10 protein-coding genes and 1 pseudogene are annotated in these 17125 nt (G+C 49.2%); 8 read left to right on the top strand and 3 right to left on the bottom strand.

Going from position 1 to position 17125, the window contains the following annotated elements:
- On the top strand, positions 1-4116 hold the full coding sequence (locus HMPREF1535_RS25145; protein WP_052716736.1) for a hypothetical protein: 4116 nt from the start codon (positions 1-3) through the stop codon (positions 4114-4116).
- A 118-nt stretch (positions 4117-4234) separates the two neighbouring features.
- Positions 4235-4981 (top strand): DUF4469 domain-containing protein, encoded by a 747-nt coding sequence (locus tag HMPREF1535_RS17010; protein ID WP_046146923.1) that lies wholly within the window; start codon positions 4235-4237, stop codon positions 4979-4981.
- Positions 4982-5250: 269 nt separating this feature from the next.
- On the opposite strand, the gene istB is transcribed toward HMPREF1535_RS17010, so the two are convergent.
- On the bottom strand, positions 5251-6003 hold the full coding sequence (gene istB / locus HMPREF1535_RS17005; protein WP_009859890.1) for an IS21-like element helper ATPase IstB: 753 nt from the start codon (positions 6001-6003) through the stop codon (positions 5251-5253).
- Positions 6004-6019: 16 nt separating this feature from the next.
- A complete protein-coding gene (istA, locus tag HMPREF1535_RS17000; protein WP_046147593.1) occupies positions 6020-7555 on the bottom strand; it encodes an IS21 family transposase in 1536 nt (511 codons plus the stop codon).
- 196 nt (positions 7556-7751) lie between these two features.
- Between istA and HMPREF1535_RS16995 the strand changes: the two are divergent.
- A pseudogene (locus HMPREF1535_RS16995) lies at positions 7752-8156 on the top strand (PDDEXK nuclease domain-containing protein); the annotation flags it as partial.
- Positions 8157-8237: 81 nt separating this feature from the next.
- Here HMPREF1535_RS16995 and HMPREF1535_RS25860 read toward each other — a convergent pair.
- Positions 8238-8447: a hypothetical protein gene (locus tag HMPREF1535_RS25860; RefSeq protein WP_148499116.1), complete on the bottom strand. Its 210-nt coding sequence runs from the start codon at positions 8445-8447 to the stop codon at positions 8238-8240.
- A gap of 67 nt (positions 8448-8514) precedes the next feature.
- Here HMPREF1535_RS25860 and HMPREF1535_RS16990 point away from each other — a divergent pair, with 67 nt between their 5' ends.
- From HMPREF1535_RS16990 to HMPREF1535_RS16975, 5 genes are all read left to right on the top strand, one after another.
- Positions 8515-9321 carry a KilA-N domain-containing protein gene (locus HMPREF1535_RS16990; RefSeq protein WP_046147592.1) on the top strand — a complete coding sequence of 269 codons (807 nt, stop codon included), beginning with the start codon at positions 8515-8517 and terminating at the stop codon, positions 9319-9321.
- Between the two features lie 212 nt (positions 9322-9533).
- Positions 9534-13493, top strand: coding sequence for a hypothetical protein (locus HMPREF1535_RS25140; RefSeq protein WP_052716734.1), 3960 nt, complete (start codon positions 9534-9536; stop codon positions 13491-13493).
- A gap of 60 nt (positions 13494-13553) precedes the next feature.
- Positions 13554-14078 (top strand): hypothetical protein, encoded by a 525-nt coding sequence (locus tag HMPREF1535_RS25135; protein WP_052716733.1) that lies wholly within the window; start codon positions 13554-13556, stop codon positions 14076-14078.
- 102 nt (positions 14079-14180) lie between these two features.
- Positions 14181-15581, top strand: a complete 1401-nt coding sequence (locus tag HMPREF1535_RS16980; RefSeq protein ID WP_052716732.1) for a hypothetical protein — start codon at positions 14181-14183, stop codon at positions 15579-15581.
- Between the two features lie 37 nt (positions 15582-15618).
- The gene (locus HMPREF1535_RS16975; protein WP_046146921.1) at positions 15619-16890 is read left to right on the top strand and encodes an Ig-like domain-containing protein; all 1272 of its coding nucleotides are present in this window, start codon (positions 15619-15621) and stop codon (positions 16888-16890) included.
- The last annotated feature ends 235 nt before the right edge of the window (positions 16891-17125 follow it).

Raw genomic sequence — 17125 nt, 5'->3', positions numbered from 1 at the left:
ATGAAAACTTTTTACAAACTCTGTTCCATGCTGCTCTGCAGCGCTTTCCTTTTGGGAGGCTGCACCAAAGAGACACAGACTGACGGCGGTGATCCCCGACCCGGAGATGATTCCATTGCCGAAGTTCGCGAAGTGATGATGACGCTCAAAAGCCAACTGGTTTTGCAAAAAGGCGCCACCAAAGCAAACGCCACAGCCGCCACGACGACCAAAGCAGAGACATCTATCGCCACAGCCGCCGAAAACGCCATCTCCACACTCGACGTATACATCTTCGGAGCGGAGTCCGAGAACGGTGACTACACCTTCCTTGAACGCTTTGCCTATCGAGCAGACAGCAATGACAAACTGCCTAAAGATGCCAAAGAACTGCAACCGAATACCACCGGAGCCGACGGCAAGGAAACGACCGCCCTCATAAAGCTCAAGAAAGGCCTCTTCGTCAAGCTCTACTGCATCGCCAACGACACGACCCTGGTCGACCCCGCTACCGATAAAGTGGTGAAGGCCGCCGACTTCACCCCGATCACCTTTACGGAAAGCGAAGACGGCACACCCCGGTTCGCTGCCGAAGGCAAGCCGCAGGAAAGCACCTTCGTCGGCTGGCATACCCGCCTGCTGACAGCTACGGCGAAAGCCGATACCCTGGTCACGCCCCTTGCTATGGCAGGCGCCTGCACCACGCCCATCGACCTCACCTCGTTCGACAATTCGGCACGCGTACAGGTCGGATTCCGCCTGACACGCCTCGTCGCACGCTTCGATATCAACAACAAAGCGGGAGATTCCCGCTTCACCATCGAGACTGTCTCGATGGGCAACGGACGCCGCGGATCGGGCCTTTTCCCCATCCGCGTATACGGCAACCTGCCTGAGGCAGAACCGGATCAGCTCATCACCTACCCGGTGCATGCCTTCTACGGCGACAATGCCAACAACGGACTTTGCACAGGCGCTTTCTACGCTTATCCCAGCCCCAGGCAAGACAAGGCATTCCTCATTCTTAACGGTAAATACAAAGTAAACGAAACGGAAATGAAGAACGTATCCTATCAAATACCCTTCACGCAACCGACGGCCGACGGCAACGCCGCCTGGCTCGACATTGCAGGCAACCACCGCTACACCATCGCCGTCACCAAGGCCGACGCCTACCACCTCGACGCCAATATCCTGGTGACCGACTGGGCGGACGACGGAAGCATCGAATACACCCCCGACAACAAGCCGGGGGGAATTGTCGTGACCATACCCGAAGCATTCAAGGACGACAGCGAATATGACGCCGATACGAAAACCGTCAGCATGTCGCTCAAGGAAGGCAGCAGCTTCGAGATCACCACCACCAGCAACTCCGCGCTCATCATCAGCAAAGCGTATGCCGGAGGCGGTATCGTGAAAGGATACGACTGGATAAGCATCTCCGACCCCGACATCACCCTCGGTGCCAACGGCATCTCTACCTATAAATATACCGCGACACTGACAAAGCCCTACCTGGCCGGACGCTACCCGAAAGCCGCCATCCGCTGTATCAGCCTGACCGACGCCTCGGAAAGCATCCTCTATGTCGAGGCCCTCTCCGTGCCGCAGCCCATCGCGACCCAACAGCCCCCGAAAACGCCGAACAACAGATCGGACAACCCCAACAACTTCGACGTGGATAAGCTCGAAGCCAGCCTCTACCGCATCACCGGCAGCACCACCCGGGTATACATCAATTGTCCCGACGGCGTGGAACCTGCCGAACACCCCGACTGGCTCGACGTCACCCCCGCATCGGTAGACGGCGCCTCCACACTCTTCCTATTGACTCTCAATAACCGCGACCTGCCCGTCGACGGCAACCAGGGCACCGTCGTGTTCTGTAACAAAAAGAAGAACGAACTGCAAACCGGTATCACCGTCAACATCATGGATGCCCCCGTGAAGACCGACTACACCGCTGTTGGCTCCGACAACACCTATACACCCGGCACGTCCGACGGCACGACTCCCGACGACCTGGCCATCCGGATAAAAGAAAACAGTTCCGCCACCGTAAAAGCCTCCTCGATCGACGGCGTAGAGGTGAAGATCGACTACCCCGAAGGAACGCCGGAATGGCTGAGCTTCACCGGAGCGACAGCCGCAGCCGCAACCGCAGTCGCAACCAAGGCTACTGCCTCCCTCCGGACACAGGATATCACGTTCAAGCCCATTGAAAGATCGATGGGAGGTGCCCAAAAAGCCACCGTCACCCTGGTCAATATCATCGGCGGCAAGAATTACAGCTTCACCGTCACCCCTGTCTACGCCACGCCGGTGCTGTCCGTTATCAGCACAAGCGCCAAACCGGCACAAAACACCTTCGTGGCCGGCGACGATGCCTCCACCCTGACGCTCTACCGCGTCAGCGGCTCCACCATACAACTGAAAGCCACCGCCATCGGCAGCAGCCGGGCAACCGACCCGGCAGGCGTAACCGTCAGCGGAGGCGACACCTACCAGACGGAAAACACCTACACCGTCACACTCGCCGCCGGCGCCACCTCCGGATCGTTCAACATCGTCAACAAGTCTGACCCGGCAAAGATACACACCGTCACCGTCAGTGCGCCCGACCCCACGCTGAAGCTCGACAAGACGGAGGTCACCCTGACCCCTTCGAACGGAACCGTGCAGACGCTGAAGCTGACCTCCGGCGCCGGATACAAATCGTATAGCGTTGCCTGGGGCGGCGGTACGCAATGGTTCAGCCTGCCCGCGACAGTTGCCGGCGGCACGAACGTGGATCTCAACGTGACAGCCAACACCGCCAACACCAACCCCAAGGAGGCCACCGTCACCCTGACCAATGCCGTAGACGGCGTAGCCAACGCCACCTTCAAAGTAAAGGTCGGGGCAACGGCACCTAAAGTGACGAGCTACAGCAACCCCTCCATCACCACCGCCACCGCCGTTTCGGCAAACACCGGCAGCGGAACAACCATTGAGCTTTGGGCCATCGACAACTCTTCCATCCAGGTGACGATCGACGCCATCGGAGGAAGTTGCGTGTCCGGCACTCCCAGCAATGTCAAAGTAACCGGAGGCAATACGACCAATCAACAGAATACTTTCACCATCACTTCCACCAACGGAAACCAGGGCAGCTTTGTCATAGCAAACAAAGTAGCCCCCAATCTGGACAAACTGACCTTTACCGTCAAGAAGAAAGCCGATGCTATCACCGCAAACAATCTATCGGTAACAGCGGCTCTCAGCGGTACAACCAATATCTCTGTCAACAGTAGTTTCGGTTGCACGGCCAGCGTCCTCAACAATAACTGGGGTTCCGGTGGCGGAGAATGGTTTCAATTTAATACAGCCGACGTAAATTATGGTAATAACAAGACGATACAGATCAAGCAGTTGAGCACCAACAACAACACGATCATGAAGCCTGTGACTATTCGCCTGACAAGCAAAGCTTCCGGCGGAGCCACTAAGGATATTACAGTGACACCGACGGGGTTTGTGGCACCGACGCTGTCGGCGACAAGCGGAACACTTAATGCTGTTGCTAAAAACGCTACAGTAGCCTTTACAACAACCTTTACTTTCACCAAACCTGCCGGGAGTATTGGTACAATTTCATCCAGCAATCCCGGCGTAGCCACTGTATCTGTAAGTGGAACTACTGTCACTGTTACTGCAAAAGGTAAGGGTACTGCTAACATATCCGTACCTAACGGTACAGGTGGTACAGCTTCTACTTGTAAGATAACAGTGGCTGATGCTATGTATAACGGTCAGCAGGCATGGGGATACTATGGATTTTTAATAGCTCCTGTAGATGCCGGATCAAGTTCTTGGAATAACAATTTATCTTCTATGTGTCCGAGTGGTTGGTATGTGCCCAGCGCCGATGAATGGCATACTATTCTGGGCGGAACTTCGGGAAGTAATAAGGCAGCCGACGCAGTATTTCAAGAATACAAAGGCAAGGGCGTGTTTGCTTTGGGTACGCGCTACTGGTCGTCGACGGAGCGCAATAGTTCCAACGCGTACTTCATGGACTTCTTCAGTTCCTACGCGTCCGTGCTCAACATCGGCAAGTCTAACAGCCGTCAGGTGCGGTGCGTTTCCCGTTAGATGAAGGCGAATTGCCTTCATCATTCGATTGATTCGATTATTTGATTTATAGACAAAATTACAAGCATTATCAACCCGGCCCCGCCCCAACGGGCGGCAAGCCACAAAATTAATTAATATGGCGAATACATTAAAAGTCTGGATGGCACCCAACTCGGTGACACCCGATCCGAAAGACAAGATCTTTGTACTCGAAACCACCGGCAAAGCCGACATCCACAAGATCTATGAAGAAATGCGTGCCGAAGACACCGGACTGCGTCTCGAAACGATCGTGCACTCGGTTACCCTCTTCCAACGCGTTTGTGCCCGTTTGCTGATGAACGGCTGGCAGCTCAACACCGGACTGTTCTACGCCGTGCCCCGCCTGCTGGGACTGGCTGAAGACGGCAAATGGAACCCCGAAAGCAACAGTATCTATGTGGCTTTCTCGCAAGACAAAGTGATGCGCGAAGAGATCGCCCTGACAACGATCAGCATCCTGGGCACGAAAGCCGACGTGATGTACATCACCGGAACGGAAGACCGCAAGACCGGCCTGAAGGACGGCACCATGACACCGGGACGCAACTTCTTCGTGCGCGGAGCCAACCTCAAAGTGCTCGGCGAGGACGAGTCGGTAGGCGTCACCCTGACCAACACCACGACAAAAGCCGTAGTGAAACTCGATGAAGACATGATTACGAAAAACAACCCTTCGGAACTCACGCTCCTGATCCCCGCCGACCTCGCCGACGGCGACTACCTGCTCACCGTACGCACCCAGTTCGGCGCCGGTAAGCATCAACTGAAAGAACCCCGCGAAGTTTCGGTTGACGTACATGTGGGTGACGGCGGCAATAGCGACCGCCCGGAAATCGAATAATCCGGTAAATTGGTAATTGTCCCCTACCAGCGTTAGTAAGTCACTCTTACCGGTACAGGATGGAGCGACTTCCCGAAAACAGATAAATATCAATTTTTCAACTAACAATATGTTTAATTTAAAACAAACGTGGAAAATCCACTCAAACTATCCCCCTTAATTCACAGCAATTTGACCCCTGTTAAATTTTTCCATTCTTCCATCCTAATCATTCTTGTTTTCTTCTTATTCTTCTTGTCAGTTATACCAGGTTATACATTAAATTTCGTTTATAAATATAATGATTCTTTTTTACTTTTGCATTTCCGTAGCGACTCTCCGAAGAGTTCTATGCGTATAGCCTGGTGTACAATTCTGTCCAGGACGGCATCGGCAATCGTCTTTTCTCCGATAACATCATACCAATCCCTTACCGGAACCTGTGATGTTATGACGGTAGATTTTTTACCATGCCTGTCCTCTATGATGTCCATCAGGTTCATCCGTCCCTGGGAATCGAAGGGTTGTATGCCAAAATCATCCAATATGAGCATGTCCAACCTCTCGATTTTCTTAAGTTCTTGCAGGATCGTACCTTTCGCCTTGGCGACCTTAAGTATCCCCATAAGTCTGGATGTGTTGGCATATAAAACTTTATATCCTTTTTGGCAAGCCTGGAAGCCAAAAGCGGTTGCCAGATAACTCTTTCCTGTTCCGGCACTTCCGGTAATGAACAGGTCTTTGCGTTCTTTGACAAAAGTCAGGTCAGCCAAACGCCCGGTAAGATTCTTGTCCAGCCCTCTTTCCACCGAGAAGTCTATTTCTTCAATGGTGGCCTTGTATCTGAATGAGGCCTGCCGGATAGCCCTCTCCACCGCACGGTTTCTGCGGTCATCCCATTCACTCGAGATCAGCCACGAGACGAACTGGTCAGTGGTCATGCTCTCCGTCCGATGTGTCTCCAAACTTGTTTTAAAGGCATAATACATGCCTTTGAGGTTCATGCCGAACATCTTTTCCAATGTGTCTTGATTCATTTCCATATTGCGTCTGATTAGTTTATTGATAATATTCTTTTCCTCTGATATTCCCGTGGGAAGGCATTTCCTTTTCTTGCCCGGCACTGTCTTCCAGCGGAAACTCATCTTGCCGGTTGTTAAGTATGCGTTCGATGATGGGATAATTGTACAGCCCGTAGCTTGTGGCCCAACGGCAGGCATTGGTCAGTCGGGTATTGCCGACCCTGCGTGCGAAGCTAAGAATGTCCTGGCATGATTTATAGGCTTGCTCCGGATGCTTTTTCTCTTCCATCACCTGACGGATATATGCCTCCACATCCGGATGGATAGCCGCCGCCTCACGTATAAATTTGTCCGGATTCCATTCCGTGATATAGCGATGATGTGAGGCCAGGTGCTCTTCCAGGGTCGTGTACCGGCAACGGGCTCTATTACGAATATGGGAAGCGATCAGCTCGTAACCGCAATAGATGCATACCTCGCGTGAGCTATACAGCAAGATGACCTTCTTGCCTATATAACGGCAAGGCACGCTGTAGTAATAGGCGTCTTCCCCCAGGCGGACATGGCCGTTTTTCATGACGGTAGCCCTATAACGCTGTTTTAGCTCAAAGCGGATAGGGTTAAGTTTGCGCAAGGAATCCCGTTCTACCTCCTCGAACTGTTCCCGCCGGCTGCATTTACGACCTGTCAGGGGAGCGTTGTTGTGGAGTTCCAGTGCAACACGGATAGCCGCGTTCAGTGAATCCAGGTCATAAAACTCACGTTCCTGTATCTTGGGATAGATACTGCGGTAGATTAGCTTGACCGCGCCTTCGACCAGTGCCTTGTCACGTGGCTTGTAAGCCCTGGCGGGGATTACGGTGCAACCGTAATGTTCGGCGAAGGTTGCAAAATCCTCATTCAGGATCGCCTCGTATTTACTGCTCTTGGTAACAGCGGACTTGAGGTTATCCGGGATGATGGCAGATGGAACTCCCTGGTAGTATAACAAAGCGTTTTCCGAAGCACGGATCAAATCCTCCTTTTTCTGGCTCATGACCGCTTCCACATAGGTTAACTGGCTGCAGGGCAGAATCGAGACAAAAACCTCGACAGGGATGATTTCTCCCGTATCAAGATCGATGATGGAGAGTTTGTCCCCGGCAAAGTCTATGAACACTTTATCACCGGCTTTATGCTCAAGATGCATGATAGGACGGCTGCAAGCTATATGCTGCTGAATCAGAATATAGAAGCGGGTGCGTCCATAACCATCCGGATGGGAAGAGAGATACTCGCGGTGTAAAGCCTCACGCGTAACCCCTTTCTTCTGAAGCCGCTTGCAATACTCAGGCAGCAACGACTTTAGTTCTTCCATCCGCTCACTTTCGGTCTTCACTTTGGTCTTTTCGTGGAATAACTCAGAGAGTTCCTGATCTGAAAGGGACAGTATCCCTTCATAATCCAAACCACTGCGTTGAAATACCTGTAAGTATTTCTTTACCGTGTTGCGGGAGACGGTTAACATACTGCTGATACTTTTAGTCCCATGACCCTGGGAGTAACAACGTAACATTTGACGAATCTTTTCCATTCCTAATTGTTTATTGGGCATAACTGACTTTTATTTGTTTTTAACAAACAAAATAGAATTATAGGCCGGATAAACAAGAATGATGCGCAATTTCTAGGAGATCACTTTCGAGTGAATTTAAGGGGGCACTTTCGAGTGAATTTAGGGGATCACTTTAAAGTGAACGGAGGGGGGCAGCTACGAGTGAATTTTCCAATTGATTAACAAACTTCAAACTTTTTTACTGGAATTAGGTAAAGGTTTTACATTTGTCGGAAGACAAGTCCGGTTTACTTTTGATGACGAACATTTCCGGGTAGATCTTGTTTTCTATAATCGTTTATTAAGATGTTTTATTTTGATAGATTTGAAGATCGGTAAACTTAAGCATCAGGATCTCGGGCAGATGCAGATGTATGTGAATTATTATGATCGTTATGTAAAACTCGATGATGAAAATAAAACAATAGGAATTATTTTATGTCGTGATAAAAAAGATACACTGGTTGAAATAACTCTTCCTAAAGATAACAGCCAGATCTTTGCAAGCAGATATAAAACAGTATTACCGAGTAAAGAAGCATTAAAACAATTGATAGAAGGTAAAACATCTTCATTATAATCCCATTTTCTTTTAAACTCCAATCGCATCTGTTAAACCAATAACAGATGCACCGATCGTTACGCAGCCCCCTGTCGGGGGTTACGCAGCTTTTCGTGTGCGTTTGTGTAAACAGCCACCCCGGGACAGTTTCCCGGCTTTGTTCCGCCTCAGGGCGGGCATTGTTCCGCTTCGCGAGCGGAGGTGGCTACTAAACATAGGCTGCCAGCGGGCGACCACATTCAACAGGCTCCGGCCTGAACGATCTTTGACATGATGAGATTGATAGGAAAAAGAAAATATTCTTGCCATCTTTTTTTTGTCTGTTACTTATTATATTTTGTTCCTTTACGAACGTTTAATACAAAATATACAAGCTATGGCAAAAATTACGGTAAAAGACACCGAGGTAGCAGTTATCAAGGTGAATGACGAGGATTATATCTGTATTACGGATATAGCACGTTTTAAAACAATCGAAACTTATATTGTTATCTGTAACTGGATGAGAAATCGTAATACGATCGAGTATCTCGGCATTTGGGAAAGTTTAAATAATCCCGGATTTAAACCTATCGAATTCGATAGGTTTAAAAAAGAAGCAGGATTAAATGCTTTCACACTCTCTCCTAAAAAATGGATTGAATCAACCAACGCGATCGGTTTAATTACCAAATCAGGACGATATGGCGGAACGTATGCTCATAAAGACATTGCTTTTAAGTTCGCCAATTGGATATCTATTGAATTTGAACTATACATAATCAAAGAGTTCCAACGCCTCAAAACCCAGGAACAAGCCCAACTCGGATGGAGTGCCAAACGTGAACTTTCTAAGATCAACTATCATATACACACGGATGCCATCAAGCAAAACCTGATTCCGCCGGAACTTACTTTGGCACAGGCGTCTGTTATATATGCCAGCGAAGCTGATGTACTCAACGTGGCCATGTTTGGTCTTACCGCCAAAGAATGGCGTGAACAGCATCCCGATCTGAAAGGAAATATCCGCGATTACGCCTCCATAAACGAACTGATCTGTTTATCCAATATGGAGAACCTGAACGCTGTATTCATTGACGAAGGACTGAGCCAACAAGAACGTCTTTTAAAACTCAACCAGATAGCCATCTCACAAATGAAAATTCTGGAAGTAACAAGCAACAAGCAACTTCTGAAATAACCCTCCCTTTTCCCTGTCAATCGCATCTGTAACCTATAGCAGATGCACCGATCGTTACGCAGCCCCCACGGCGGGGGTTGCGCAGCTTTTCGTGTGCGTTTGTGTAAACAGCCACCCCGGGACGGTTTCCCGGCTTTGTTCCGCCTCAGGGCGGGCTCAGTTCCGCTTCGTGGGCGGAGATGGCTACTGATAATTAATTAAAAAGACTGAATATGTTGTACGTAAAGTTTATTACCGGATGTCTGGCCACCGCCTTATTACTGGGTGGCTGCACGAAAGAGACAGAACAAAAGGGCGCAGACCCTGTCACTCCCGACGCGGACAATTCCCGCCGGAAAGTTTTGATGACTTTGAAAAATAAGTTGTCGGTTAAACCCGTAACGTCGAAAGCCGCAAGCGCTACTGCCGGGACGAAAGCAGAAACACCCATCGCCACCGCCGCCGAAAACGCCATTTCGACGCTCGACGTGTACGTCTTCGGAGCTACGCAGGAAAACGGCAACTACACCTTCCTCGAGCGCTTCGCCTACCGCGCCGATGCCAACGACAAACTGCCCCAAGACGCCACTGAGCTGCAACTCAACACCACCGATGCCGACGGCAACGAAACGAACGGGCTGCTCAAACTCAAAAAAGGACTCTTCGTCAAACTGTACTGTATCGCCAACAATACCGCATTCATCGACCCGGCAAACAATAAGGAAATCAAGCCGGCAGACTTCACCCCCATCACATTCGCCGAGGGCGAAGACGGCAACCCGAAGCTAGCCGCCGAAGGCTCGCCCCACGAAAGTACCTTCATCTCCTGGCACACCCGCCTGCTGACAGCTACTGTAGAGGCAGATACCCTGGCGACACCGCTCGCTATGGCAGGCGTTTACACCACCCCTATCGACCTGACAAGCTTTGATAACTCAGCACGCGTACAGATCGGCTTCAAGCTGACACGCCTCGCCGCACGTTTCGATATAGACAATAAAGCGGGAGACTCCCGCTTTATCATCGAGACAGTCTCGATAGGCAATGGACGACGCGGTTCGGGCTTCTTCCCCATACGCGTATACGGCGACCTGCCCAAAGCCAAACCCGACGAACTCATCACCTATCCCGAACGTGCCTTCTATGGCGACAACGCAAACAACGGACTTTGCACAGGCGCTTTCTACGCCTATCCAAGCCCCAAAGACGATAAAGCGTTTCTGATTCTCAAAGGCAAATACAAAGTAAACGAAACAGAAATGAAAAACGTATCCTATCAAATTCCATTCACACAGCAAGCGCCCGACGGCAATGCTGCCTGGCTCGATATAGCGAACAACCATCGCTATACCATCGCCATCACGCAGGCAGCCCCCTACCACCTCGACGCCAATATAAGCGTGGCAGACTGGGCGAACGACGGAAGCATCGACGAGTTTAAGCCGGAAACAAACTTCGGAGATATGGAAATCGACATACCCGATCCGTTTAAGGTCAACACAAAATACGATCCGGATACGCGCTCCGTCAGCATGTCAATAAAAGCCGGAAGCACGTTCGACGCCACAATCAACACCCCGGCAGCTCTTTTTGTCGATAAGAAATATGCAGGAGGACCATCGGCACAACAATACGACTGGCTTGAAGTTTCGAAGCCAAAGGTCGTCACCAAAACAGCACCGATGGACTATACCTATACCTTCTCCGTAAAAGACGCTTATGCAGGCAGCCGCTATCCGCGTGCCATACTGCATTTCATAAATACAATGACCGGTGGAGAAACTACGCTCACCGTAGAGGCCGTTTCCGTCCCGCAGGCCAACGCCACACCTCAGGAGGCGGGAAACAGAAACTCATTCGATGCCGATCTGCTGGAAGCCTCCATGTACAGAGTTACCGGAAGTAAGGTTAATATAAACATCTCCTGTCCCGACGGAACAATCGTTGGCTCAATGTCCGACTGGCTCGATATGAAAATTGTTTCGACTAATACCGCCAAAACGACTTTCCAGTTCTTCATCAAAGACGGACAACGGGATGTGGCAGCAGACGAAGGTTTCGTTATTTTCCTGAACAAGAAAGAGAACAGTATGGAAACGCCGGTGACCATTAAGTTGCTGGATGCCTCTATCAGTCCGAATTTTAAAGCCCTGGGCGGCACAGACAATAACTACGTGGAACCCGCCGGAGATGTGCCGGGCAATGTGAACATGACAGTAAACGACGACAATACCTTTACAGTGTCTTCTCTGTCGCTCGATGGCGTAAAGGTCGGCATAGATTTCGACGGCCATCCGGCATGGCTCAAGCATAACGGTCTGCCGACAACGAAAGCAGGCAGCAAAGCCAATGAGGTCAGCTTCTCACTCGTAGAAAGCGAAATAGCTAAGGGCACTGCCCAAAAGGCTACCGTTACCTTGCAAAACCAGAGTGGCGGGAAAGACTTCCTATTCACAGTCACACCGATATTTAAAGATCCCGTTGTAACTACCGGTACAGTCATGAGTCCGGATATCAACAACTACGATGCCGGCGAAAACAAACTTTACCTGTGCCTGCAACCTGCCGGTAAGACATCGGTAGGCTCCATCAAGGTAAAAGCCCTGGGCGGCAGTCAGCTGGAACTGCCGACAGGAATAGAAGCAACCCTTACCTCTTCCAACGAAAAGGAACAGGAATATGAACTGCGCCTGGCAGGCAAAGACCAGTCAACACCCAACACGAACCCACTGACCCTGAAAGTGATGAATAAATCGGACAATACCAAGTATAAGGAGATCATCCTGCAACCTGTGCTTCCGGAAATAACAAATGTCAAAGTCGTTTCGCCCGACAACTCGGTCTCTTTAAACGGTACGAACATCACTACAAAGCTGATAGCCGATAATACTTTCAGCTTAAACATGAAAGCAGTGGGCGGTAAGGTTTCGATCAGTAAAAAGCCGGACTGGCTCACCGTAGAGACTCCTGCCTCTCTGCGCACAACTCCCGCCAAAGGAGATGCTACGTTTACTTTCAAGGTAAAGAACAATGCAACCAGTTTTGCAGAGGCAGACCTGGTACTGGTGAATGATGCCGGAGGTGCTCCCTATACCTTCAAGGTGAAACCGGCTTACCAAAAGCCTCAGATCAAGGCAGGCACTATGGATCCGGCAGCCAACAACCTGCAAGGCACAACGCTGAATCTGTATTATACCAAAAGTGGAACAACCTCGGATGCAACAATCACCCTGTCGGCATTGGGTGGAACCGCCATCGAGGTGCCCGGCGGTGTAACCGTGTCGAAAACCTCTTCCGACCAGGTGACAGACTCTTACACGATCAAACTGGCAGGAAATACAGCAAAAACTCCTGAAAACGCCGGCCCTTATACGATCACCGTTAAAAATAAGAGCGACAACACCCAGTCTGTGCCAATTACGCTCTACTTCAAATCCTCCATGCCGGTCTTTACAACCGACAAGGGAAGTGCTATTAAGTTTGTGCTTCAGGGTAATAAGTATCAACATGACGTTTCATTAAATAATAATGCCGTATTCTACGGAACCAACGGTTCTTACACGCTGACGGTTTCTTCGCCTTCCGGGCTTAAGTTTTCTTTTGGCGATCAGAAGGATCCGTCCAACAGCGCCTCTACCTATCAGGATGTGAAACAAACAAAAACATGGACCCAAGAGAGCCCGACAGACGTATACGTTGTTTCGTTCAAATCGACAGCTACTTTCAACCCGACGAAGAACATCTGGTATCTGTACTTCGAGCACAATGACCCCAAGTTTCAGCGTTTTGAATTGGATGAATACATCTATTTCCCGGTTTGCCTGGGCAAAGTTCCTTACCCGATCGTAAATGCCAATACCACGACCACTAAATGGTGGTGCAACTTAGGCAAGGAAACCAACCAGACTACGGCCAAAAACAAAGCCGACGCCATCGGATCAGGTTGGCATATACCGACTCTTGCCGAATACAAGGCATTGGTTGGCTTCACCGACAAGCCGGCAACCGTTACAGATGCAAATTGGTACACTTTTTCTTATCCGATACAAACCTATATGACGAATGTATTCGGAACCGGCCGGGGTGCATTCTGGTTGCCTGATACGAATGCTACTTTTGAAATTTGGATCAGCGACAATAAAGGAGGTTGCTCGGGAATCAAAAGCAACACGGCACTGGTGGTCGTAAAATAAAGCTTTGTTCCGCCTCGTGGGCGGAGATGGCTACTGAATAATTAATTAAAAAGACTAAATATGTTGTACGTAAAGTTTATTACCGGATGTTTAGCAACTGCTTTATTACTGGGTAGTTGTACGAAAGAGACAGAACAAAAGGGCACAGCCCCTGTCACGCCGGACGCGGATAATTCCCGCCGGGAAGTTTTGATGACTTTGAAAAATAAGTTGTCGGTTAAACCCGTAACGTCGAAAGCAGGGACACCCATCGCCACCGCCGCCGAAAACGCCATTTCGACGCTCGACGTGTACGTATTCGGTGCAACGCAAGAAAGCGGCGACTACACCTTCCAGGAACGCTTCGCCTACCGCGCTGATGCCAACGACAAACTGCCGCAAGGAGCCACCGAACTGCAACTCAACACCACCGATGCCCACGGCAACGAAACGAGCGGGCTGCTCAAACTCAAAAAAGGGCTTTTCGTCAAACTATACTGTATAGCCAACGATACCACCCTGACCACCCCCGCCACAGGCAAAACAATCGTGCCTGCCGACTTCACTCCTATCACCTTTACCGAGGGCGAAAACGGCAACCCGTAACCCACAACCGAAGGCACTCCGCTGGAAAGTACCTTCCTAACCTGGCACACACGTCTGCTGACAGCTACCGCCAAAGCCGACACGCTCGCTACACCACTCGCTATGGCGGGAGCTTACACCACACCGGTCGACCTGACCGGTTTTGATAACTCCGCACGCCTGCAAATCGGTTTCAAGCTGACACGCCTCGCCGCACGTTTCGATATCGACAATAAAGCGGGAATCTCCCGCTTTACCATCGAGACAGTCTCGATGGGCAATGGCCGACGCGGTTCGGGTTACTTCCCCATCCGTGTTTACGGCGACCTGCCTGAAGCACAACCCGACCAGCTTATCACCTACCCCATACACGCCTTTTACGGTGAAGATGCGAACAACGGACTGCAAACCGGAGCCTTCTACGCCTACCCCAGCCCTAAAGACGACAAAGCATACATGATACTGAAAGGGAAATACAAAGTAAACGAGACGGAGATGAAAGACGTATCCTATCAAATTCCATTCACACAGCAGATGTCTGACGGCAATGCCACCTGGTTCGATATAGCAAACAACCATCGCTACACCATCAGCATCACCAAAGCAGCCCCCTACCACCTCGACGCCAATATAAGCGTGGCAGACTGGGCAGACGACGGCACCTTCGAGTATACACCCGAAGACAGTAATAACGAATTACTGATTTCCACCCCTCCGGCATTCGAAGGCCTCAACAAATATGATAAAAATACACAGACAGTCAGCATGGCTCTCGAAACCGGTAGTACCTTTGACATGAGCATCAACACAACTTCGGCGCTGAGTTTTAAGAAAACCTATACAGGCGGTCTGAATGCACAACAATACGACTGGCTAAAAATCTCCGAAACAACAACCGGACTGTCAAGTAAAGCAATCCAAACAAACTATACTTATACATTCGAGTTGCAGAAAGACTATAACAAATCACAATACCCACGTGCCATCGTACGCTTCAGCAACACAATGACTGGTGCTGAAACGGTACTATTCGTCGAAGCGATTGCCGCACCGCAAGCAATTAGTATTCAACAGGAAGCAGGAAACAGGAACACTATCGATACTGATTTGCTGAAAGCCTCGATGTATAGGGTTAACGGAAGCAAGCTGAAAATAAAGATGCTCTGTTTTGATGGCATAACCATGACCGAAACTCCTGAGTGGCTCGATGTAAAACCCGTTTCAACCAATGCTACCGAAACAGTCTATCAGTTCACGCTAAAAAATGATTACCGGGATACAGCCGAACAAGAGGGTACAGTATCTTTCTGCAACTCCAAACATATGAAGCTAAAAACAACTATCACCGTTAAGTTGTCAGACGCAACTATTGCTCCGGATTTTAGTGCATTGGGAGGTACCGACAATACCTATACTCCCCCGTCAGACGATACCCCGGGAAAAGTCAACATGACGATCTGCAGCAAAAATAACTTTACGATAAAGACTCTCTCTCGATGGGGTACAGATAGGTGTAGACTTTAATGGCGGGCCCGAGTGGCTTTCACACAACGGCGTGACAATGACGAAAGCCGGAACTCACCCGAACACAATTCTATTCTCGCTGGTGGAAAGTAAGATTGCCCAAGGACAAGCCCGGACAGCAACAGTCACTCTAAAAAACAAAAGCGGTGGTAAAGATTATTCATTTGCAGTCATACCGACATTCAAAGAGCCGGTCGTGGAAAAAAGCAACACGCCAGGAAAACCTATCCAAAATAGTTTAAGCAATACAAGTCTTACTATTTATAAGGTTCCCGGTTCTACAATCGAGATAAAAGCATATGCTTTAGGCGGTTCCGAAATACAGAATAAAACAACCGGAATTACGGTAACAGGAGGCAATAATTATACTGCCGATAATATATATACCGTAACATGGGATGGTACGAATACAAACGCTGCTTCTTTTGATATAGTAAACAAATCAGACCCGGAGAACAAAAAAACGACAATGACCGTCAATCTGCTTAGTCCGGAAATAACAGCCTCCAATACACTGATTACAGCAGGTAATAACAGCAATAGCAATATATCTATCCAATCACCTGAAGGAATAAAGGTTGCTGTATTAGACAACAATTGGAACGGAGGAGGGGAATGGTTTACGATTAGCAACACCGATTTGGCAAAAGGTAATCAAAACATCGTAATCAAACAGCCTGATAATACAAATACAATAATGAAAGCTGTTACCCTGCGACTGACCAACAATATAGAAGGGGGAGCAGCGAAAGATATAACAGTGACCCCCGGTAATTTTACTGCTCCGGTATTGAGTGCCACAAGCGGAAATTATCTATGGGCAAAAAATAATGTCTACATACCGAAGAGATCTTCAGCAACAGCAATTACCATCACGAAGCTCGCTGGTGGTGTAGGTAATATAACATCATCGAACCCTTCTGTTGCCACGGTATCTGTAGACGGAACAACCCTGACGATAACGCCTAAAACAATAGGAAGTTCAACTATTTCTGTTCTGAACGCAAGCGATACAGAAAAAAAAGCGACATTCAATGTAACAGTCAGTGCTGCAAACTTATATAACGGACAGCAGGTATGGTATTTCGGTGATTTGATTATTGCTCCGGCACTTGCCAATAATAGTCAGGCTTTAACGCCTTGGAATAAAAGTGTTTTAGATACTGCCTGCCCCAGTGGATGGCATATACCGACCAGTACAGAATGGGATCGTGTGAAGTCAACGAATAATTATACTACCTATAATAATGCATTCCCTGAAGGCAAGGTAGGCAAACACGCAGTATTGGGGAAACTCGGAAAATGGTAGTAAAGCTTATATATTTTATCTGCGTCATAAAGACTCAATGGTTTTGGGTAGTTTCTTTGGAAAAACGGAAGCGAACGTCTATGTCCGATGCTGTGCCACACCATAGAATATAGAAGTCAAAGAAGTCTTTGACTCCAGGCCGCCAGCGGGCGGCCACATTCAACAGGCTCCGGCCTGAACGATCTTTGACATGATGGGATTGATAGGAAAATAATAAGCTAATATGCTAATGTGG

It is taken from the genome of Parabacteroides goldsteinii DSM 19448 = WAL 12034, assembly GCF_000969835.1.
Lineage (GTDB): Bacteria > Bacteroidota > Bacteroidia > Bacteroidales > Tannerellaceae > Parabacteroides > Parabacteroides goldsteinii.
This window is presented reverse-complemented; position numbering and strand designations above follow the sequence as displayed.

Excerpts from the sequence above, each read along its gene's own strand:
- HMPREF1535_RS25135 (WP_052716733.1), top strand. The coding sequence starts at position 13,554 with ATGTTGTACGTAAAGTTTATTACCGGATGTTTAGCAACTGCTTTATTA.
- HMPREF1535_RS16975 (WP_046146921.1), top strand. The coding sequence starts at position 15,619 with ATGACGAAAGCCGGAACTCACCCGAACACAATTCTATTCTCGCTGGTG.
- HMPREF1535_RS17010 (WP_046146923.1), top strand. The coding sequence starts at position 4,235 with ATGGCGAATACATTAAAAGTCTGGATGGCACCCAACTCGGTGACACCC.
- HMPREF1535_RS25145 (WP_052716736.1), top strand. The coding sequence starts at position 1 with ATGAAAACTTTTTACAAACTCTGTTCCATGCTGCTCTGCAGCGCTTTC.
- HMPREF1535_RS16990 (WP_046147592.1), top strand. The coding sequence starts at position 8,515 with ATGGCAAAAATTACGGTAAAAGACACCGAGGTAGCAGTTATCAAGGTG.
- istA (WP_046147593.1), bottom strand. The coding sequence starts at position 7,555 with ATGGAAAAGATTCGTCAAATGTTACGTTGTTACTCCCAGGGTCATGGG.
- HMPREF1535_RS25140 (WP_052716734.1), top strand. The coding sequence starts at position 9,534 with ATGTTGTACGTAAAGTTTATTACCGGATGTCTGGCCACCGCCTTATTA.
- istB (WP_009859890.1), bottom strand. The coding sequence starts at position 6,003 with ATGGAAATGAATCAAGACACATTGGAAAAGATGTTCGGCATGAACCTC.
- HMPREF1535_RS25860 (WP_148499116.1), bottom strand. The coding sequence starts at position 8,447 with ATGGCAAGAATATTTTCTTTTTCCTATCAATCTCATCATGTCAAAGAT.
- HMPREF1535_RS16980 (WP_052716732.1), top strand. The coding sequence starts at position 14,181 with ATGGCGGGAGCTTACACCACACCGGTCGACCTGACCGGTTTTGATAAC.